18 protein-coding genes are annotated in these 20,782 nt (G+C 47.1%); 11 read left to right on the forward strand and 7 right to left on the reverse strand.

The window, feature by feature from the left end:
• Positions 1-24: 24 nt before the first annotated feature.
• From LY85_RS14895 to LY85_RS14905, 3 genes are read left to right on the forward strand one after another with little or no spacing between them, the layout of a single operon-like run.
• Positions 25-849, forward strand: coding sequence for a transketolase (locus LY85_RS14895; protein ID WP_141827272.1), 825 nt, complete (start codon positions 25-27; stop codon positions 847-849).
• Positions 842-1,777: a transketolase C-terminal domain-containing protein gene (locus tag LY85_RS14900; RefSeq protein ID WP_141827273.1), complete on the forward strand. Its 936-nt coding sequence runs from the start codon at positions 842-844 to the stop codon at positions 1,775-1,777. The genes LY85_RS14895 and LY85_RS14900 overlap by 8 nt, the downstream gene beginning before the upstream one ends.
• A gap of 44 nt (positions 1,778-1,821) precedes the next feature.
• On the forward strand, positions 1,822-2,082 hold the full coding sequence (locus LY85_RS14905) for an HPr family phosphocarrier protein (RefSeq protein ID WP_243122578.1): 261 nt from the start codon (positions 1,822-1,824) through the stop codon (positions 2,080-2,082).
• Positions 2,083-2,533: 451 nt separating this feature from the next.
• Here LY85_RS14905 and recQ read toward each other — a convergent pair whose 3' ends face one another.
• Positions 2,534-4,684, reverse strand: coding sequence for a DNA helicase RecQ (gene recQ / locus LY85_RS14915; RefSeq protein ID WP_141827275.1), 2,151 nt, complete (start codon positions 4,682-4,684; stop codon positions 2,534-2,536).
• Between the two features lie 680 nt (positions 4,685-5,364).
• Between recQ and LY85_RS14920 the strand changes: the two genes are divergently transcribed.
• The 5 genes from LY85_RS14920 (at position 5,365) to LY85_RS14940 (ending at position 10,973) form a co-directional block, all read left to right on the forward strand.
• Positions 5,365-7,017, forward strand: coding sequence for a peptide ABC transporter substrate-binding protein (locus tag LY85_RS14920; RefSeq protein WP_141827276.1), 1,653 nt, complete (start codon positions 5,365-5,367; stop codon positions 7,015-7,017).
• 90 nt (positions 7,018-7,107) lie between these two features.
• On the forward strand, positions 7,108-8,043 hold the full coding sequence (locus LY85_RS14925) for an ABC transporter permease (RefSeq protein ID WP_038322795.1): 936 nt from the start codon (positions 7,108-7,110) through the stop codon (positions 8,041-8,043).
• A gap of 5 nt (positions 8,044-8,048) precedes the next feature.
• The gene (locus LY85_RS14930; RefSeq protein ID WP_243122579.1) at positions 8,049-8,972 is read left to right on the forward strand and encodes an ABC transporter permease; all 924 of its coding nucleotides are present in this window, start codon (positions 8,049-8,051) and stop codon (positions 8,970-8,972) included.
• Positions 8,973-8,992: 20 nt separating this feature from the next.
• A complete protein-coding gene (locus tag LY85_RS14935) occupies positions 8,993-10,006 on the forward strand; it encodes an ABC transporter ATP-binding protein (RefSeq protein ID WP_141827277.1) in 1,014 nt (337 codons plus the stop codon).
• Positions 9,996-10,973, forward strand: coding sequence for an ABC transporter ATP-binding protein (locus LY85_RS14940; RefSeq protein WP_279231002.1), 978 nt, complete (start codon positions 9,996-9,998; stop codon positions 10,971-10,973). Before LY85_RS14935 ends, LY85_RS14940 begins: the two co-directional genes overlap by 11 nt.
• Before the next feature lie 117 nt (positions 10,974-11,090).
• Here LY85_RS14940 and LY85_RS14945 read toward each other — a convergent pair whose 3' ends face one another.
• Positions 11,091-11,975: a MurR/RpiR family transcriptional regulator gene (locus LY85_RS14945; RefSeq protein ID WP_141827279.1), complete on the reverse strand. Its 885-nt coding sequence runs from the start codon at positions 11,973-11,975 to the stop codon at positions 11,091-11,093.
• Between the two features lie 174 nt (positions 11,976-12,149).
• On the opposite strand from LY85_RS14945, the gene iadA reads away from it, so the two are divergent.
• The 3 genes from iadA (at position 12,150) to LY85_RS14960 (ending at position 15,908) form a co-directional block, all read left to right on the forward strand.
• Complete coding sequence (iadA, locus tag LY85_RS14950) at positions 12,150-13,280, forward strand: beta-aspartyl-peptidase (RefSeq protein WP_141827280.1); 1,131 nt, start codon at positions 12,150-12,152, stop codon at positions 13,278-13,280.
• Between the two features lie 87 nt (positions 13,281-13,367).
• The gene (locus LY85_RS14955) at positions 13,368-14,444 is read left to right on the forward strand and encodes a M42 family metallopeptidase (RefSeq protein WP_141827281.1); all 1,077 of its coding nucleotides are present in this window, start codon (positions 13,368-13,370) and stop codon (positions 14,442-14,444) included.
• A gap of 57 nt (positions 14,445-14,501) precedes the next feature.
• Positions 14,502-15,908: a Sapep family Mn(2+)-dependent dipeptidase gene (locus LY85_RS14960; protein ID WP_141827282.1), complete on the forward strand. Its 1,407-nt coding sequence runs from the start codon at positions 14,502-14,504 to the stop codon at positions 15,906-15,908.
• A 325-nt stretch (positions 15,909-16,233) separates the two neighbouring features.
• Here the strand turns inward: LY85_RS14960 and dgoD are convergent, their stop codons facing one another.
• From dgoD to LY85_RS14985, 5 genes are read right to left on the reverse strand one after another with little or no spacing between them, the layout of a single operon-like run.
• On the reverse strand, positions 16,234-17,382 hold the full coding sequence (gene dgoD, locus LY85_RS14965; protein WP_141827283.1) for a galactonate dehydratase: 1,149 nt from the start codon (positions 17,380-17,382) through the stop codon (positions 16,234-16,236).
• A 5-nt stretch (positions 17,383-17,387) separates the two neighbouring features.
• A complete protein-coding gene (locus LY85_RS14970) occupies positions 17,388-18,098 on the reverse strand; it encodes an ABC transporter ATP-binding protein (protein WP_141827284.1) in 711 nt (236 codons plus the stop codon).
• Entirely contained in the window at positions 18,085-18,837 is a 753-nt protein-coding gene (locus LY85_RS14975) for an ABC transporter ATP-binding protein (protein ID WP_347562442.1), read from the reverse strand. Before LY85_RS14975 ends, LY85_RS14970 begins: the two co-directional genes overlap by 14 nt.
• Before the next feature lie 25 nt (positions 18,838-18,862).
• On the reverse strand, positions 18,863-19,834 hold the full coding sequence (locus LY85_RS14980) for a branched-chain amino acid ABC transporter permease (RefSeq protein WP_243122580.1): 972 nt from the start codon (positions 19,832-19,834) through the stop codon (positions 18,863-18,865).
• Between the two features lie 9 nt (positions 19,835-19,843).
• Positions 19,844-20,701 carry a branched-chain amino acid ABC transporter permease gene (locus LY85_RS14985; protein ID WP_141827285.1) on the reverse strand — a complete coding sequence of 286 codons (858 nt, stop codon included), beginning with the start codon at positions 20,699-20,701 and terminating at the stop codon, positions 19,844-19,846.
• Between the last annotated feature and the right edge of the window lie 81 nt (positions 20,702-20,782).

Here is a 20,782-nt window from a genome sequence, read left to right on the forward strand (position 1 = left end):
GTCTGATATGAAGTTGGAGGTATTATGGGAACAAATCAAAAATTATCGTTTTTGGCAATGGAAAATCGGGAACGCATTATTAAAATGATTTATCAGGCAAAGGCCGGACATCCGGGTGGGTCACTTTCCATTATCGATATCCTTACTGCAATTTATGAAATGGATGTGGACCTTACTGCAAAACAACGCAGCAGGGTAGTACTCTCAAAGGGCCATGCCGTACCGGCACAATATGCGGTTTTCAATGCAAAAGGGCTTATTAAGGATGAGGAAATGGGGACGTTCCGTTCTGTTAATTCGCGGCTGCAGGGCCATCCGTACATTGTGGATATCCCCGAATCGGACGCGACCACAGGATTGCTTGGACAGGGCCTTTCCATTGCGGTAGGGATTGCCGTTGCTAAGAAAGCAAGCAATGATAGCCATCGTGTTTATGCTATCGTGGGCGACGGAGAGCTCCATGAAGGGCAAATATGGGAAGCAGTACTGGAAGCGCCTCAGTTTAAGACTGACAATTTAGTGCTGATTGTCGATTACAATAAGCTTTCATCCAGCGGACCTGTGAACGAAGTAATTAATCTGAATCCCCTCACGGATAAATTCAGAGCTTTTAACTGGGACGTATATGAAATTGACGGACACAATATGGATCAGATTGTAGAGGTACTGAGCATTGCACGCAAAGGAACCGGAAAACCGATTGCCATTATTGCAAATACAGTCAAAGGCAAGGGAGTTTCCTATATGGAGAATAATCCCAAATGGCACAGCTCCGCATTGACCGATGAAGAATACACGATCGCGATGAAGGACATCCAAAGGGAGAAGGAGGGGATCCGCCTTGACTGAAAATTTAATCAGCTTAAGAGAAAAAGTGGGTCGGATTTTGTGTGAATTCGGAAATGACGAACGCATTTTTGTTTTGGACACCGATTTGGCAAAGTCGACGACCACCGCTGAATTCCGCAGCCAATATCCGAATCGTTTTTTGGAAATGGGAATTTCGGAGCAAAGTGCAATGTCGGTGGCTTCCGGCCTTGTCATTGAGGGGGAAATCCCGTTTTACGTAAGCTTTGCGTTATTCACAACCGGGACCGCATGGACGCAGCTCAGACAAGCCTGCTACTCGAATTTAAATGTGAAGGTCATCGGAACACACCCCGGTCTGGACGACGGACCGGATGGGGCCAGCCATCATGCAAATGAAGACCTGGCACTTACCAGGGCTCTTCCCGGGATTACCATACTCACTCCGGCAAGCGTTGAAGATTTACGGGACAGCATTGCGCTTGCAATTAACACAGATGGCCCGTTTTATATCCGTGTTGCGCGTGATGCGGTTCCCGTTTTGGATATCCCGCACACACCGGTGAAAATAGGGAAAACGATTGTAAATTATGATGATGGAAACGATCTCGCAATCTTTTATGAAGGTACCGCAATGAAGGCGGCGTTTGAAGGGTACTGCACGTTAAAGTGCGAAGGCTTTCAATGCAAACTAATTAATATTTCCTGCTTGAAACCCATCGACACAGATACTTTATGCTCCGTAGCGGAAACTGTCAAAGGCGTTGTTACCGTGGAAAACCACTCCGTGATGGCGGGACTGGGAGGCGCTGTTGCCGAGGTCCTGATGAATGCCGATATTAGTGTCAAATTCGCACAGGTTGGCATTCAGGACGTTTTTACGGAATCGGGCGCAATAGCGGATTTAAAGAGAAAATATGGGATTTACGGAGAAAATGTCGCCGAATGTGCAAAAGCGCTTTTAAAGTAATCGGGTCGCCATGAAGCTGATAAAAATCATCAAGTGAGGTTAAAATGATGCAAACATTTCAATACAAGGTAAGAGATGAAGATGGTCTGCACGCAAGACCGGCAGGCCTGCTTGTAAAATGTACGCAGAGCTGCGGTTCCGACGTCAGGATTTCACTGGGGGAAAAAAAGATGGATGCAAAAAAGCTCTTCGCCATTATGAGCCTTTGCGTGCAGCAGAACGATACCGTTACTTTTCACATAGAGGGTAAGGACGAACAGAGTGATTGTGCGAAGCTGAAGGAATTTTGCCAGAAAAATCTCTGAAAAGGTACGAAATTATCGCCTGTGAATTTTGTTCTTTGTCGGACGATTCAGGGAAGAACTGCTCCGGTTCAGCCGTTGGACACGGGCGGAGGTCAAGGCTCAAGACTCCAGATGGGTGTTGAAATCGTACTGACACCGTGCAGTTCAACGGGATTTCAGATGGCACTGATTTCGTAATCAGCGGCGAGGGCGGAGTGGATTCCCAGAGCCTGCAGGGCAAGATTGTTACCGGAGTTCCCAAACGCACAGAGATGCTTGAAAATCCACTTTAGGGCCCTTAATTATAAAGTGAACCACCCCCATTTGTCAGACAGTATGCTATACTGAAAACAAATGGGGGCGGTTTATTTTGCGGAAATCCCTTTTGCGTGTCCGGTGTGGACAAATGCGAAAGGGAGAAGGGACGGCGCGCTCGTTGCGGAAACGTCTGACAAACAGGGAATGGGACGGTTCAATCCAGTCTGCTTTTGTATAGAACGTATCGGATAGCCCCGTAGCTTATCTTTTCAGGCAGAGCTTCCTTGATGGGCTTTAACCTGTCGCCTCCGCAGCGTTTTACGGCTTCCGTAATCAGCCGTTCTTCTTCTTTGGTTACAAACAGGCGTGCGTCAATTTCCTGCCCATTTTGAAGGCAGCTCAGCAGATGCTTTTCCACAGTATCTGGGGTAAGCCCGCGTTCCTTTGCGATTTCGTCAATATCAAGGCCGTCTTTATAAAGCCGGTAGCTTTCTTCCTTTGTATCGCTGACGGCTTCCGGCGCTTTCCGCTCTTGCTTTTTTGGGGCGTCCGCGGAAATATTCCGGGGAACCTGAATATGGTTTTCTTCGACATACGTCTGAATGGCTTCCGTAAAGCAGCTCCCGAATTTTTTCAGTTTCACGCTGCCCACGCCGGAAATTCTAAGCAGGCTTTTCTGATCAACAGGATAGGCTCCGCACATTTCACTTAAGGTGGCGTCCGAAAAAATGACAAAAGGCGGAACGCCCTCTTTTTGCGCAAGACTGGCGCGTATCCCGCGGAGAATTTCGAAAAGCTTCTCGTCCGGATGAACTGCGCTTCTTTGGGAGGAATCCTGCTTCCGGATGGCGCGTCTTATAGAAACGGCAGTTCTGCCGCATAGGACATCCCGGGCTGAGGGCGTTAGCTTCAGTATTGGATATTGATTCCCGCAAAGCCCGATATATCTTTCCGCAACCAGAAACGACAGGAGTTCCTTTATCGTTTCCGGGGAATATTCCTTCATGATACCGAAGGTACTGAGGTTGTCAAAGCCCATTTCCTTTATTTTTCGCGTGTTGCTGCCGCGCAGCACGCCGGTGACCATCCCGCTCCCGAACCGCTCGCCCATGCGGATAATGCACGACATGATTTTCTGTGATTCCACCGTGATGTCCGTGCTCTCAACCCGGCTGTTGCAGTTGCCGCAATTTTCACATTTGTTTTCTGCGTCCAGCTCTCCAAAATACTTCAGTATGTAAGAACGCAGGCATTTATCAGTGTTGCAGTAATCGACCATATCATTCAGCTTTTGAAAACGGATCGCCTTATCGCTGTCATTTGCGCCGTTTTCAATCAGAAATTTAACCGTGACAATGTCGGATACGGAATAATAGAGAATACATTCGGCTCTTTCGCCGTCGCGTCCTGCTCTTCCTGCTTCCTGATAATAGTTTTCGACGCTTTGCGGCATATTGTAGTGGATAACAAAGGAAATGTTCGATTTGTCAATTCCCATGCCGAACGCATTGGTTGCAACCATCAGATTTACACGGTCGTAGATGAAATCGTCCTGATTTTCGGTTCGTTCTGCTTCCGGCATCCCGGCGTGATATTTCACGGCCGGATGCCCGCTGCTTTTGAGCCTTTGACACAGGGAATCCACCGTTTTTCTTGTGGAAGCATAGATGATCCCAGATTTATTTTTGTGTTTGTCAAGAAACTCAAGAAGCGCGGCGGTTTTGTTCCGGGGCTTCTCCACTTCAAAATAAAGGTTTGCCCGGTCAAATCCGGTCGTCAGCGTAAAGGGCTGCCGCAGCTGTAAAAATTGGACGATGTCCGCCCGGACCTGCGGAGTTGCCGTCGCGGTAAAGGCTGCAACAACTGGGCGGGACGGCAGCAAGGCAATCATTTCCGCTATTTTTGTATAACTTGGCCTGAAATCATGTCCCCACTGCGAGACGCAGTGGGCTTCGTCGACGGCGATCATGGAAACGTTAAGCTTTTCAATCAGTTCGCGAAAGTTCTCGGTTTCCAGTCTTTCAGGAGCAACATAGACGATTTTGTATTTTCCGTTTTCTGCGTTCTCGAACACCGCATACTGCTGGCCGGACGAAAGCGCGCTGTTGATGTAGGCCGCGTGGATTCCTGCCTGCGACAAAGCGTCGACCTGATCCTTCATGAGGGAAATAAGCGGAGATATTACAATCGTAATGCCGCGAAAAAGCAGCGACGGAATCTGGTAGCACACCGATTTTCCCGCGCCTGTCGGCATAACCGCCATTACATCCTCTCCGCGCAGTATTTTGTCAATGATTTCCTGTTGCCCGGGGCGGAACGCATCATAGCCGAAATAACGTTTCAGCAGTGTCTGCGGATTATCCATTAAAAACTGATCACTCCTGTTTTTTCGAGCTGCCGATTGCTTTGACAAATTTGTCAAAGCTGTTCTCAATACAATTAATTCTATTGTAATCCGGGTTCAAAACATTTTCAAGTATGGGAAGATGAAAGCTCACATTTCTCATAGATTCCGTTTTTGTTTTTTTGCATATTTAGAAGGCTGAACTTTTATAATCAAACCCGATTTATATTAAAGAACGTATTGATAAAGCTCATCTTTTGTGCAATTTAATATAAAAATTATTCAAAATTCCACAGAAAAGAAAGAAGAACCGATAAAGGAGGAATGAACTTGAGTTTCTATCCGTGATTTTAAGTTTTGATTCATTTTTTGTAAATTGTATAGTGGATTTGTAATAAATTAGAGAAATATTTAAATTTTGTAAAGCTTTTATTGACTTTAATGCTTTGAAGTGGTAACATCTAAATTATAATAATTCATTTGAGTTTGGCAAAGATGTCAAATCGCTATCAAGCAATTTTGACGTTTTTGCTAATTTATTATTCAAATATTATAAAATGAAAGTTTTTAAAATATTTGATTGCATCAAAGATTTTTACAACTTTTCATCTTCATTAAGTCAGTTTGCTCGATTGTTCGGTTACGGGGCGGCTGGTTTATGAAAATATTTGTCCAGCATCAATTTTTATGAGGTGATTAGTATGAAAAAGTTAATTGCAGCACTCCTATCCGCTGCGCTCATCCTGTCTGCAGCAGCGGGCTGCGGCTCGTTTACCGGCAAGTCAGGCGGTACAGCAGCCAGTCAAACGAATTCCGGAGAGACAAAGTCAACATCAGTCAATATTTATCTGGAAAATGAGATCCCGACCCTGAACCAGTTTGCCGCTTCCGATAATATTGCGTTTAATGTCTTGAATAATATTTCGGAAGGCCTTTACCGGCTTGATATGAACAATGAGCCGCAGCCGGCTATGGCAAAGGACTGCAAAATCTCGGACGATAAGCTTACCTATACCTTTACGCTTCGCGATGGCTTAAAGTTCAGCAACGGTGACGCTATTACCTCTAAAACTTTTAAGGACACATGGATTAAGCAAATGGCTGCCGATACTCCGAACAACTATGCATTTATTATGACCGACTATATTGTAAATGCTCAGGAGTATTCCGAAAAGAAGGCCACAGCCGACCAGATCGGAATCGAGACCCCGGACGACAAGACCCTGGTTGTAAAGCTGAAGGCGCCGACGCCTTACTTCCTCTCCCTTACAACCTTTGTTCCTTACTATGCGGTCGACATGAGTTTCTTCGACGGACAGGGCAAAGATTATGCGGTTGGAAAAGATAATTTGGTTTATTCCGGCCCTTACATGATTTCTCAGTATGACGCCGCTGCAGGTGTGGAACTGGTAAAAAATCCGAACTACTGGGATGCTGCAAATGTTAAAGTGGATACGGTCAGTATTAAAATCATCAAAGAGCAAAGCACGGCGCTCAATCTTTACAAGGCCGGTCAGCTGAGCCGTGTACAGCTTGCCTCAACCGATGTTCCGGCTTACAAGGACAACAAGGAATTCAAGACGCACTCAATTTTCCGTACCAACTTCATACAGTTTAATACTACGGCTGAGGGAACTAAAAATCTCAACATCCGCAAAGCACTCAGCCTTGCGATCGATAATGACACGCTTATGTCCACCATCCTGAACAACGGTTCCGAAGCGGCAAACGGCGTTGTGCCGAAGGCGATGAGCAGCGGCGTGGCCGGAAAGACCTTCGGCTCCATGCAGGGAACTCTGAAGTCTTATGACGCAGCCAAGGCGAAAGAGTACTGGGCAAAGGGCGTTGCCGAATTGGGTGGAAAGGCTCCGCAGCTTACTCTTGTTCTGGATGATAACACCGAAAACAAAGATGTCGGCACTTATCTGCAGAGCCAGTTTAGATCCGTACTCGGCATCGATGTAAAACTGGATTCCAAAACGAAGGAAGCCAGAAGAGATCTGATGAAGGCCGGCACCTATCAAATGGGCCTCAACGCCTGGGGCGCCGACTACAATGACCCGATGACCTACCTGCAGATTTGGACGGAAAACAAGAACGCGTTCCGCGGAAACTTTAAAGATACGGATGCGGCGAACGATTACGCGAAACTGATTCAGAGTGCGCATGGCGAAAAGGATAACGCAAAACGTGCCGATCTGTTGGTACAGGCGGAAAAGAGCCTGATTACAGACAATGCGGTCGTTGCTCCTCTGTATTACATGGGTTCCGCCTATCTTATTAAATCCAACGTTTCCAATCTGATTGAACCCAACAGCGGTATTCTGGAATTGAAATACGTTACTGTACAATAAAATCGGCTTAGGCATTCCGATAAGGCTGTTGCCATGCAACAGCCTTACCTGTTATAAAATCACAATCCGAACTCCAAGGGAGGAAGTAAATTGCAAAAATATATTATCAAACGGCTTGTTTACCTTTTGATCACTCTTTTGGTAATTACCACCGCAACATTTTTTCTGATGCACAGTCTTCCCGGTACGCCGTTTGACGAAGATAAAATAAGCAAGCTGAGCGCGGAGCAGCAGCGGCAGGTTTATGCCAGCTACGGTTTGGATCAGCCGGTTTATGTTCAGTATTTTAAATACCTTGGAAACGTCTTTCAGGGGGATCTGGGTACATCCACCCTGTATTCCGGACAGTCGGTGCAAGGTATCCTTGCAGCCCGCATTGTGCCGTCTGCTCTGGTTGGAATTCAGGCCGTCCTTGTCGGCCTTGTAATCGGACTGATTCTTGGCATTGTGGCTGCTTACCGGCATAATACTTCTATGGACTATTTAACGATGGTCATCTCTGTGCTGGGGATTTCCGTCCCGAACTTTGTTGTAGCGGCTTTGCTTCAATATTTTTTCGGACTGAAATGGGGACTGCTTCCGGTTGCCTACTGGGAGAGCTATGCCTGCTCCATCCTGCCTTCCCTTGCGCTGTCCTTCGGCGTCATTGCGCAGATCGCCCGTTTTATACGTACGGAAATGCTCACGGTTTTGCAGCAGGATTATATTTTAATGGCGAAAGCAAAGGGGCTCAGCCCGGTAAAGATTCTTCTGCGCCACGCACTTCGGAATTCCCTGCTGCCTGTCATTACAATTCTTGGTTCCATAACCGTCAATATCCTGACCGGCTCTCTTGCTGTGGAAAGCATTTACAGTGTTCCGGGTATTGGCAGTCTGTTTGTGGATACCATTAAAGCAAACGATTATTCCACAATACTGGGGCTCACGCTTTTTTACAGTGCATTTTACGTGGTTGTTATCCTTCTGGTTGATATCCTATACTGCGTCATTGACCCAAGAATCCGGCTCGCGCCGTCAAAGGAGTGATACAATTGCAGAACATAGAACTTACGGAAGACTTGATGGCTCCTGCTGAAATGGACGAGGGTGACCGGGAAAAAATATCACGGCCAACGAGGTCGGCCTTTCAGGACGGCTGGATTCGTCTGAAGCAGAACAGGGGGTCGGTGATCGCCCTGGTGATTCTTCTTGTTTTGGTCGCTCTTGCCTTTTTAGGGCAGGTACTTACGAAAAATAATTACTACGATACGAATTATAATGCAATCCTTCAGGCGCCGAATGCAGAGCACTGGTTTGGTACGGATAAATTCGGCCGCGATCAATGGGCGCGCGTGTGGTACGGTACCCGCGTTTCCCTTTTGATTGCGTTTGTTGCCGCAACGCTCGATTTGGTGGTTGGCGTAACTTACGGTTCGATTTCCGCTTTGCTCGGCGGAAAAGTGGACTCCGTTATGCAGCGTATCATTGAAGTGCTGATCGGAATTCCGAATTTAATCATTGTTATCTTATTGATGATGGTCATGCCCGCGGGTATCGGAACTCTGATTATTGCCATGTCTATTTCCGGCTGGGTGAACATGGCCCGGTTAGTCCGTGCGGAAATTCTGAAACTGAAAGATCAGGAATTTATTCTTGCCGCCCGAATCCTCGGTACCTCCAATAAACGGATTATTCTGAAGCATCTGATCCCCAACACGATTGGGGTTATCGTAATCAATACGATGTTTACGATTCCCTCCGCTATTTTTACGGAAGCTTTCCTCAGCTTTATCGGAATTGGTCTTCAGGAACCGAAAGCGTCTCTGGGTGTTTTGATTAACAGCGGTTTTCAGGTCATCAACAGCCAGTTATACCTGCTGCTGATTCCCGCCGTCATCATTGTTTTGATTATGGTGTGTTTCAGCATCCTGGGGGATGGTCTCCGTGACGCATTCGATCCGAGAATGCGTGTTTAGTGCAGAAAAGAGGCTGAAAAATGAGTAGTTTATTAGAAGTTGAGAATTTAGAAATAAACTTATTAACGCAAAACGGAACCGTGAAAGCTGTTCGCGGTGTCAGTCTTTCTCTGGAGCCAAAGGATACGTTGGCTATCGTTGGGGAATCCGGCTCCGGAAAAAGCATGATGGTGAAGGGGATCATGAAGCTGTTGCCGAAAACCGGCAGAGTTGCCGGCCAGGTAACATTTGACGGGAAAGATATTACCAATTTAAACGATCGCCAGATGAGAAAGCTGAACGGTTCGGAAATTTCGATGATTTTTCAGGATCCGATGACTTCCCTGAACCCAACCATGACAATCGGAAAACAAATTATTGAAATATTAAGTGAACATAAGAAAATGAGTTCCCAGCAAATGAAGGAAAGAGCGCTGGAGCTTCTGGGATTGGTCGGAATTTCCTTCCCGGAAAAGCGATTCAGCCAGTATCCGCATCAGCTTTCCGGCGGAATGCGTCAGCGTGTGGTGATTGCGATCGCACTTGCCTGCAACCCGAAAGTTTTGGTCGCAGACGAACCCACAACTGCGCTGGATGTTACGATTCAGGCTCAGATTCTTGATCTGATGAAGTCGCTGCAAAGCAGGGTAAACACCTCGATTATCCTGATTACGCACAATCTTGGCGTGGTTGCCAGTATTGCGAATAAAGTCGCGGTTATGTACGGCGGCAAAATTGTGGAGAGCGGCTTGGTGGATGAAATATTCTACCATGCGCAGCATCCTTATACGCTCGGCTTGATTGCTTCCATTCCCAAAATTCATGAAACCGCCAGTGAACTGAAAACAATCCCCGGTACCCCACCGGACTTGATTGACCCTCCGAAAGGCTGCCCGTTTGCGCCGCGCTGTGAAAAAGCGCGGAAGGTCTGTCAGCAGTATCAGCCGGAATACACGCAGATTTCCTCTACGCACCGCTCTGCCTGCTGGCTGCAGCATCCCCTTGTGAAAAAACAGGCAGAGAATACGAACGGAAAGGAGAGCCGTGATGAGTGAAGTATTGCTGGAAGTGAAGAATCTTAAAAAATACTTTCAGGTTGGAAATAAACAGACTTTAAAAGCGGTGGATAATGTTTCCTTTCAGATTTATAAAGGAGAAACACTCGGCCTGGTTGGGGAATCCGGCTGCGGGAAATCCACGCTGGGCAGAACCATTATGCGGTTATATCACCCAACGGACGGTGAAATATTGTATGACGGAAAGAAAATCAGCGGACCGCTTTCCAATGAGGAATCGAAAGAATGCTGCGGTAAAATGCAGATGATTTTTCAGGATCCGTATGCTTCTCTGGACCAGCGCATGAAAGTTGTTGACATTGTTGCGGAAGGACTGGATTCACAGGAAACCCCGCTGAGCAGGGAAGAGCGTGAAAAAACGGTCATACAGCTGATGGAGATGGTAGGACTTCAGAAAGAACATATCGGCCGTTTTCCGCACGAGTTTTCAGGCGGCCAGCGGCAGCGTATCGGCATTGCCAGGGCTCTCGCCATCCATCCTGAATTCGTTGTGGCCGACGAACCGATTTCCGCGCTGGATGTTTCCATTCAGGCACAGGTTGTCAACCTGCTGAAGAAATTGCAGAATGAACTGGGTCTGACCTACCTGTTTATAGCGCATGATATTTCAATGGTAAAATATATCAGCAACCGAATCGGTGTCATGTACCTTGGCAGTCTGGTGGAATTGACCGCAAGCGAAACGATGTTTGATAAACCGATGCATCCCTATACGCAGGCGCTTCTTTCAGCAATTCCCCTGCCTGACCCAAGGGCAGAAAGAAATCGCAGCGGTGTTGTACTGGAAGGGACTGTACCGAACCCGGTCAATATTCCGAATGGATGCAAATTTTGTTCGCGCTGCAAATACGCGATGGATATTTGCAAACAGTCGAGTCCTGTGTTCCGGGAAGTGGAAAAAGACCATTGGGTTGCATGTTATAGATATGATGGTGAGACCGAATAATTCGGATTCATATCAAACAAAAAGCGGGTAGGTTCCTTGGGCTTCGGAAATTCCGAAGCGAAGGACCACCCGCAGTTTTACGAGCTTTTTGGTCAGATACCCAGGCCTTGTGTGCCCTTAAGAATTTTTCTCAGAACTGGATTCGTTGATAAAGTGAATGACTTCATGCGCGTCGGAAACCAGCTTGTCGTAAGCTTCGCCCATTTCCAGCACAATTCCGGAAGCAATTAAATTGACCAGTTCAATCGGCAGTGAATAGGAGTTATAAAAAACTCTGGTAGCGGTATCGCACAAATAATTAATGCTGTTCTGGGTTACCACGGGGGACTCCAGATTGTCTGTAATCGAAGTAACGCCCGCACCCCGATATTCTGCATACTGCACAATGTTCCGCATCGCGTCGTAATAGCGGGGAAACGAGATGGCAATCACATGGTCGCCGGGGTGAAGCTTGACCAGGTTTGCCTGAACATTGTCCAGGTCCTCCGGATGAACCAGAATCGCGTTGGGAATCAGAGGAGAAATTCGGCGGTAAAAATACTCGGAGACGACGCTCGAAACGCCCTGCCCGCAAATCAGTACCGTTTTGGCCTGAAGAATCAGCCGTGCGGTTTTTAAAATATGCTCTGTCGGCACTGTATCATAAAATTCGGCGCTTTGCGTGCGTGCGTTATTGATAATCTGCTGTATGACCATTTCTTGATTTCCGCGTTCCACCACGGGAAGATCCAATGAAAAATAACTGGTTTCCATAAAATTTTTCACCAGACGTTCCGTATGCGAACGAAACGCTTTTTTCAGTTCAATAAAGTTTTCAAATCCGAGCCGCTTACACATGCGGAGGATGGTCACTTCGGAAACGCTGCTGCGTTGGCTGAGGTCTTTCAGGGAGATATAGCAGACATCCTCCGGATTGGACAGAAGTATGTCCAGAATTTCCCTTTGTTTTCTGGTCAGGTTATGATAATTTTTATTAATTTTCTGAAAAGAATCGTCCGGCATTGTCTGCCCCCCATTTCATACTTGTTCATATGAATGATTATACCTTAAACTTGTTTTAATGAAAAGAATAATCTGGAATAAGCTGCCGAAAACCGGCATTCTCATAATCATTGTGGGCCACACACGTAAAATGTGGCAGCCACACCCCATCCGGCGTGGAAGACTGGAGTATCAATGCTGCTTATAAAAAATGTAAGAGTTAATTTGAATCATCCGAACGAAGTTGCAGACGTGTTCATCGCGGGCGGCAAAATACAGGCGATAGGCCGCAAACTGGAACCTGCGCTTGCGAACCTTGAAGTCCTTGACGGGGACGGCAAGACAGCGATACCGGGGTATATTGATCAGCATGTCCATATCACGGGGGGCGGGGGAGAAGACGGTTTTTCCAGCCGCGTACCGGAAATTCAGCTTTCTGACTGTATTCGCGGCGGCGTTACCACGCTGGTCGGCTTGCTGGGAACCGATTCGATCACCCGCAGCGTCGAAAATGTGGTGGCGAAAACAAAGGCACTGCGCAGCGAGGGGTTAACCGCCTACTGTCTGACCGGAGCATATGAATATCCTTCCCCGACTTTGACCGGTTCCGTGAAAAAGGATATTGCGTATATTGAGGAAGTAATCGGCGTTAAAATTGCGATTTCTGATCACCGTTCGTCAAATCTGTGTAAGCAGGATTTGATTCGGCTTGCGTCAGAAGCAAGGCTTGGCGGGCTTCTTTCCAGAAAACCGGGTCTGGTTCACATTCATGTGGGCACCGGGAAGCGTAAACTGGGTTTATTATTTGATATTTTGGAAACCGAAGACATCCCGATTCAAATATTCCGCCCGACTCACGTAGGAAGAGTATTTGACGACGCGGTGCGGTTTGCCAATTTAGGCGGATATATCGATTTTACCGCCGAGGAAGAAAGCAGGAAATCGGCTCAAATGATCGTAAAAGCTTTTGAGCAGGCCCCTGCCGAACGCATTACGCTCAGTACGGATTCCAACGGCAGTATGCCGAAGTGGAATGAGAATAAAGAAATCGTCGGGATGGGTGTGGGGCAGATTACAACTCTCCACCGTACCGTGAAGTCGCTTGTACAGGATTGCGGGGTTCCGCTTTCTCAGGCGATACTGACCGGCACGGCTACCGTTGCGAAGGCGCTTGGGCTTGCCGATCGAAAGGGCCTCCTTGCGGAAGGGTACGATGCCGACCTGATTTTGCTCGACGACCGGCTGAATATTGATACCGTTATGGCCGGCGGTGCTATCATGATGAAAAGCGGCAGTCTTATTAAAAAAGGAATTTTTGAAAAATAGAAACACTGTAGCAATTCCATTTCAGTGTTGCAGAATCAAATGGAAATGCTGTATTATCATTTTTATAGGAAGAAAAGAGGATTTATTTTGAATGAGGAAAGATTACTCCAATTGATCCGGGAGGTTTCCAATGCGAACGGTGCTTCCGGATTTGAAGACGATGTATTAAAGGTTCTGCGTAAACAAGGGGAAGGCCTGGGGGATTTTTCAGAAGATTCCCTGCGGAACCTGTATCTGAAACGCGCAGGCAACCGGGGCGGTCGTCCGGTCGTTCAACTGGATGCCCATACGGATGAAGTATCGTTTATGGTGCAGGCGGTTAAGCCGAACGGAACGCTGGTGTTTATTACTCTCGGCGGTTGGGTCGCGAATAACATTCCGGCGCATAAGGTGCGTGTGCGCAACGCGGAGGGGAACTATATTCCCGGTATTATTGCCAGTAAGCCCCCGCATTTTATGAGTGAAGCGGAGCGCAATGCACCGGCTAACGTGTCCAATATGGTGATTGACATTGGTGCGACTTCCCGGGAAGAAGCTGTCAACGACTTTAAGATCCGCATTGGGGAACCGGTAGTTCCGGATGTTGATTTTGAATATAGGAAACAGAAAGACCTGCTGATTGGGAAAGCCTTTGACTGCCGTCTGGGCTGTGCGGCCATTTTGGAGACCATGCGTACGCTGCAGGGGAAAAACCTGAATGTGGACGTAACCGCGGGCTTCGCCGTTCAGGAAGAAGTCGGTACGCGCGGTGCTTATGTAACCAGCAACACCATCCATCCCGACATTGCCATCGTTTTTGAGGGATGCCCGGCGGACGATACGTTTACCGAGGAGTACATGACTCAGACGGCGATCAAAAAAGGGCCTATGCTTCGTCATATTGATGCCCGTATGATCACTAACCCCCGCTATCAGCGTTATGTTCTGGATTTGGGCAGAAAACTTGGGATTCCGGTGCAGGAATCGGTCCGCACAGGCGGCTCCACCAACGGAGCACCGATTCATTTGTCCAACGCAGGAGTTCCGGTAATCGTGATGGGGATTCCGGTACGTTATATCCATACGCATTACGGCATTGCGGCTTTGTCCGATTTACAGAACGCCGTAAAGCTGGCAAGCGCGGTGATCGAATCGCTGGAGGAAAATATTATAAAATCCTTCTGACACTGTTTCTTTTAAAAATTTGTAGCACAGAGCTGAAATTACATAGGAGGCCATATCATGACGGATCAGAAAACAATAGAACAGTATTTTGAGGCGCATCGGGAAGAGATGCTTCGCGATATGAGTACGCTGATTCGAATCCCGAGCGAAAAAGGGGAGCCCAAAGAAGGAATGCCTTTTGGGGAGTATCCGGCAAAGGCGCTTGCCGCAGCCGTGCAAATTGCGAAAGACATGGGATTTTCAGTAAAAAATGTTGATAACTATGTGGCGGCTGTCGATTTGAATGACCTTCCAAGGCAGCTTGATATTCTGGCCCACCTGGATGTTGTTCCCGCAGGAAACGGCTGGACGGTGACGCAGCCGTTTGAGCCGCTTGTAAAAGACGGCAGATTATACGGCAGAGGTTCCGCGGATGACAAAGGCCCGGCGATCGCTGCGCTGTACGCATTAAAAGCGGTTCGTGACCTGAATGTTCCGCTGAAGAAGAACGCCCGCCTGGTTCTCGGCACCGATGAGGAATGCGGCAGCGCGGACATTACCCATTATTATGAACAGGAACCGGAAGCACCCATGACTTTTTCGCCGGATGCCGCGTTCCCTGTGGTTAATATTGAAAAAGGACGTTACAGCATCTGGGTGAAGGCCGGTTGGAAAGAAGACCTTGCGTTGCCGCGCATCCTTTCCGTTCACGGCGGCGTGAAGAGCAATGTGGTTCCTGACACTGCCGAGGCTGTGGTGGAAGGGCTTCCTGCGCAGGAGTTTTCCGCCTACACCGCCGCGGCTGCTGCCAGAACCGGCGTTTCGTTTGAATCGAAGGAGAATAACGGAAAGATTGTCGTGGAAGCACATGGAGCCTGTGCGCATGCTTCTTCGCCGGGAGACGGAAATAACGCCATTACCGGGCTCATCGATTTATTAGTCGGAATTCCATTTGCAAAATCGGAAGGATTTGAAAAGCTTTGCGCCGTAAATCAGCTTTTCCCGCATGGTGACTGGCTTGGAAAAGCTCCCGGAGTAGCCATGGAAGATGAGATCTCCGGCCCTCTGACGATGAGTCTGAACTTGTTTGAATATGAACTTACAGGACTGAAAGGCTATTTCGACGGCCGAACTCCGGTCTGCGCCACCAATGAAAATTTGAAAGATGTCTTTTGTGAGAAAGCAAGGGCTCACGGCTTGACTCCGGACGATAAGGGTGTTTCGCCGGCTCACCATGTTCCAAAGGATACGCCTTTTATTCAGACGCTGCTGAAGTGCTACGAGCAGTATTCGGGCAGAAGGGGAGAATGCTTGGCAATTGGCGGGGGAACTTACGCACACCGCCTGAAAAACGGCGTCGGCTTTGGATGCTCCATGCCGGAAACGGATAACCGTATGCATGGCGCAGACGAATATGCAGTCATTGAGGAACTGATCATGGGAGCGAAAATTTTCACACAGGCAATCATTGACCTTTGTTCCTAAAGAATATTCCCTATGGAAACAACTTTTTAGCTTTGACGGGTGGCAAACTGTAAAATAATATCAAAAGAAAAGCCAGGGATTCCGTCTCTCTTTATCAGAGAGAGCATGAATCCCTGGCTTTTCTTTTTGCTTGTTACGAGAAAGCCCATGAAGGTTTCAACCTGCCTAATCGAATAGTTACAATCAGGGTTGGACGGCAGTCTTTATGTCGGGCTTTTCAAGCGCCTCGTGAGATGCCAGCCGGTATTATGCCCTTCTGGGGCTGGACTAAAATTAGGGGTGTTGGAAACGGGTTATTCAGTTTGATACCGGAAGATGGATATTGTTACCATTCCGCAATAGAACCGTCTTCATGCCGCCAAACCGGGTTTTTCCAGGAATGGGGTGTTTGATTTTCCTGGATGACAAGGTCTTTGTTGACTTCGACACCGAGTCCGGGGGCAGAAAGGAGCGGAATACATCCGTCGATAAACCGGAAGTCTTCTTTGTTCCGGACATATTCTAAGACACTGCTGCCCACATTATAATGGATACCCATACTTTGTTCCTGAATGACCGCATTGTAACAGGTCGCGTCTATCTGCAGGCAGGAGGCCAGAGCAACGGGGCCAAGAGGGCAATGAGGGGCCAGCGCCACATCGTAGGCTTCCGCCATAGCCGCTATTTTTTTGACTTCTGTAATACCCCCGGCGTGGGAAAGATCAGGCTGTATAATATCGACATATCCCTGCTGCAAAAGCCTTTTGAAATCCCATCTGGAGAAAAGCCTTTCCCCTGTGGCAATAGGAATATTACAGCATCTAGCTATATCCGCAAAACTTTCCATATTGTCGCACAGTACAGGCTCCTCAATAAACATCAAATCAAATTCTTCCAGCTTTTTAGCCAGAATCTTTGCCATAGGCTTATGTACGCGGCCGTGAAAATCAAGAGCTATGCCGAAATATTTTCCGGTTACCCTGCGGATTTCGGCCACTCTTTCCAATACTTTATCTACTTTTTCATAGCAATCAATATATTGAAGCTCCTCGGTAGCGTTCATTTTAACAGCGGAAAAGCCCTGTTCCTGCCTTTCTTTGGCTGCCTTGGCAACATCGCTGGGCCGGTCTCCGCCGATCCAGGAATACACTTTCATTTTTTTTCTGCAGGAACCGCCCATCAGGTTATAGACCGGTGTGTTGAAATATTTTCCTTTAATATCCCATAAAGCCTGATCGATGCCCGAGATGGCGCTCATCAGAACAGGACCGCCCCGATAAAAACCGGCTCGATAGAGCTTGTTCCATATATCTTCAATCTGTTCCGGGGATTCACCAATCAGCTGAGAAGACATTTCGTCCACACACGCCTTGACGGTGGAAGCCTTTCCCTCCAGCACCGGTTCCCCCCAGCCGGTAAGACCTTCGTCGGTTTCAATTTCTACAAAGCACCAGCGGGGCCTCACCAAATATGTCCGTATTGCCGTGATTTTCATTTTCGTCATCCTCCGAGGTATGCCTGCTTGATTACAGGGCTGTTCATAAGCTCTGCGCTATTTCCGGTTGTGGTTATCTTTCCTACCTCCAGCACATAGGTACGGCTGGATATGGACATTGCCATAAAAGCGTTTTGTTCTACGATGACGATGGGAATGTTCATTTCCTTATTGATACGAAGAATGATATCAAATACTTCATCCACGATAATGGGTGCCAGTCCCAGAGAGGGTTCGTCAAACATAATTAGCTTCGGGTCGCTGATCAGGCCGCGGGCGATAGCCACCATCTGCTGTTCGCCGCCTGAGAGGCAGCCGGCGGCCTGCTTTTTCCGCTCTTTTAGACGCGGGAACATATCATACATTTTTTCAATATGTTCGTTCAGTTCACGTTTGCTGAACGGTTTGCTGTAAGCTCCCATGACCAGATTTTCATATACGTTCAGATCCGGAAAGATTTCTCGCCCTTCCGGGACATAAACAATCCCTTTTTTTACAATTTCATGGGTAGGGAGATTGCTGATGGCAGTGCCGTCCATGGTAATCATTCCGGAAGGGGTTTTATTCAGACCCATAATTGTTTTCATCAGAGTGGACTTTCCGGCTCCGTTGGCACCGATAACTGACACGATTTCATTGCCGCCGATTTCAAAGGAAACATTAAACAGCGCCTGTACCTTACCATAAAACACATTGATATTATCAATTTTTAGCAATGTTTGCAGCCTCCTTTGCCATGTTTTGTTTGTAGCGCTCTCCTAAATAAGCCTTAATAACGGCAGGATCCTCCTGAATTTCTTTAGGAGTCCCTTCAGCAATTTTCGTCCCGAAGTTTATGACGGTAATCATATTGCTAATGTTCATGACGACATCCATGTTGTGTTCAATGAGGAACAGATCCACGCCGTTTTCAAAAATTTTGAGCAGGATATTTACGAAATCCGCCCGCTCGGATGGATTCAAACCCGCTGCAGGCTCGTCCAGCAGCAACAGTTCAGGCTCGTTCATCAGCGCGCGGCCTAATTCTGTCATTTTTTGTCTGCCATAAGGCAGGTTATCAACATATTCGTTCCGGAGGGAATACATCCCGATAAAATCCAGAACCTCTTTTGCTTTTTCTGTCATCACTTTTTCTTCCTGATGGGCTTTGTGAAGATTGAAGAGGAACGGAACCAACGCCTGTTCCATCCGCATGCCGGTCATCAGGTTTTCCATCACAGTCATGGAATGAAATAATTTTAGATTCTGAAATGTCCGGCACATGCCGGTTCGGGCTACTTTAAAAGCGGGAAGCCCGCTAATTTGCTGGTCTTTGTGCCAAATTTTTCCTTCTGTGGGGGACAGTGCTCCGGTAATCATGTTTACCGTAGTACTTTTGCCTGAACCGTTGGGGCCGATGAGGGCATGGATCGTTCTTTCCTTCATGTCAAGGCTTAAATTATTGACTGCGACCAAGCCCTCGAACCGCTTTGTAACATTTTCAAGCTTTAGAACTGTCGACATGCTGCTCCCCTCCCTTCCTTTTACGTTTAAACAGAGAAACAATTCCATACGGAAGGAACACAATGAACAGCAGGGTGATAATACTGAAAACCAGCCAGTAATAGTTTTGCAGAAAACGCAGGATTTCCGGCACAAGTGTAACAAGGATCGCTCCTAAGATACAGCCCGGAACAGATTCGATTCCGCCGATAATCAGCATCAGAACATAATTGATGGAAAAATCCATAGTAAAAGGAGTCGGGCTGAGGTATCCCATAAAATGGGAATAAAAGGAACCGGCAATGCAGGTATAAATAGACGTCAGTACAAACGCCTGAATTTTCAGGGATGAAATATTGATTCCCAAAGCTTCCGAAGCTTCTGAATTGTCCCGGATAGATTTAAAGGATCTGCCCCATTTTGAATTCACAATGCGGTGTGCAACCCACACCAGCAGGATAGCAATGGATAAATAAAGATAGTAAATGCTTTGGTTGCTGTTGAACTGAAAACCGAATATCGAGAATTTTTCAATATTCAGTACGCCCTGAACGCCGCCTGTCAAATCAGGCTGGTTAGTGATCATCAAACGCACAACTTCCGCAAACCCAATGGTAGTCAGTGACAAGTAGACTCCCTTTACCCGAAGACTAGGGTATCCCAGTCCTATTCCGATTACAGCACCCATTACAATGGACGCTAACAGACACATCCAGGGATTCCAGCCCAGCCGGGTATTCAAGATCGCTGAAGTATAGGCTCCGAGAGCAAAAATACCGGCGGTTCCCAGATTCATTTGCCCTGTAAGGCCAGTGATAAAGTTTAATCCCATGACAACAACGATATTAATTACAACCTGTACAAACAGCGATTGAGTGTAACTATTTGAAACAAGCAAGGGGAGAAGGGCAGCGACAAAAACCATAAGCAGAACGAACATTCTGCTAGGAGTAACTATTTTGCTTTTCATTTTTTCCTCCTACTTTTTATGTCCCAGCATTCCTGTTGGTTTGAACAGCAGAAATACGATGAGGATGATGAAAGCCACGCAGTCTTTATATACTGCCGGCAGCACGGTAACACTAATGCTCTCTACAAGCCCTAAAGTAAGGCCGCCTAAAATAGCGCCGGGCAGATACCCGAAGCCGCCGATTACACCGGCCGCGAACCCTTTCAGCCCCACCATGCCGGCCATGTTCATTTCAACAGTGAAAAGCGGAATGACTAAAATACCGATAACCATACAGATAACCGTGCTTAAAGCTGTTGTAAAAGCAATGTTTTGCGCGACGTTAACTCCCATGAGGGACGCGGCGGCTTTATTTTGAGAAACGCACCGGATTGCTTTACCAACCTTTGTAAATTTGAATAAGATTTGCAGGCCGGCAACAATGATAATTGATATAATGATGATATAAACATAGGCCCATCCGATTACAATATTTCCGATCTTAAGCGTTCCGGTAAGAAAATTGTTTACTGTAAACGGTAACGGACCCCAGATCAGACGGATGATTTCACTGATAATCCGTCCTAACACCACTGTCCCTATCAGGGCGAAGATGTCTGAAGACATTTTTGAAAGAGGAATAAAAATACCCAGGGCGACAATCACGCCGAAAAAGAACATGGTAGCCAGTGTTGCTATTACTGCAAGTGCGGGTGAAAGTCCCAGCTGCTGTACATAGAGACCCGCAAAGCAGTAAGCGCCTAATGCAATAAATTTATCGTGACTGAAATTTGTTAATCCTGTTGAGTTTACAATTAGAGTAAATTCCACACCTACAAGAGCGTAGATAAATCCCATAGCCAGACCATTGATTAACAGTTGTAACATCAAGTCGCCTCCCCTTTTGTGATTGGCTGTGTTTTAGTTGAGTTTTTGCAGGCAAAAAACAATCATAAAGCCAATTGAACC

Source organism: Clostridium sp. KNHs216 (assembly GCF_006714885.1).
Classification (GTDB): Bacteria; Bacillota; Clostridia; order Oscillospirales; family Acutalibacteraceae; genus Caproiciproducens.

Excerpts from the sequence above, each read along its gene's own strand:
- dgoD (WP_141827283.1), bottom strand. The coding sequence starts at position 17,382 with ATGAAAATCACGGCAATACGGACATATTTGGTGAGGCCCCGCTGGTGC.
- recQ (WP_141827275.1), bottom strand. The coding sequence starts at position 4,684 with ATGGATAATCCGCAGACACTGCTGAAACGTTATTTCGGCTATGATGCG.
- LY85_RS14985 (WP_141827285.1), bottom strand. The coding sequence starts at position 20,701 with ATGTTACAACTGTTAATCAATGGTCTGGCTATGGGATTTATCTACGCT.
- LY85_RS14960 (WP_141827282.1), top strand. The coding sequence starts at position 14,502 with ATGACGGATCAGAAAACAATAGAACAGTATTTTGAGGCGCATCGGGAA.
- LY85_RS14920 (WP_141827276.1), top strand. The coding sequence starts at position 5,365 with ATGAAAAAGTTAATTGCAGCACTCCTATCCGCTGCGCTCATCCTGTCT.
- LY85_RS14905 (WP_243122578.1), top strand. The coding sequence starts at position 1,822 with ATGATGCAAACATTTCAATACAAGGTAAGAGATGAAGATGGTCTGCAC.
- LY85_RS14935 (WP_141827277.1), top strand. The coding sequence starts at position 8,993 with ATGAGTAGTTTATTAGAAGTTGAGAATTTAGAAATAAACTTATTAACG.
- LY85_RS14945 (WP_141827279.1), bottom strand. The coding sequence starts at position 11,975 with ATGCCGGACGATTCTTTTCAGAAAATTAATAAAAATTATCATAACCTG.
- LY85_RS14895 (WP_141827272.1), top strand. The coding sequence starts at position 25 with ATGGGAACAAATCAAAAATTATCGTTTTTGGCAATGGAAAATCGGGAA.
- LY85_RS14980 (WP_243122580.1), bottom strand. The coding sequence starts at position 19,834 with ATGAAAAGCAAAATAGTTACTCCTAGCAGAATGTTCGTTCTGCTTATG.
- iadA (WP_141827280.1), top strand. The coding sequence starts at position 12,150 with ATGCTGCTTATAAAAAATGTAAGAGTTAATTTGAATCATCCGAACGAA.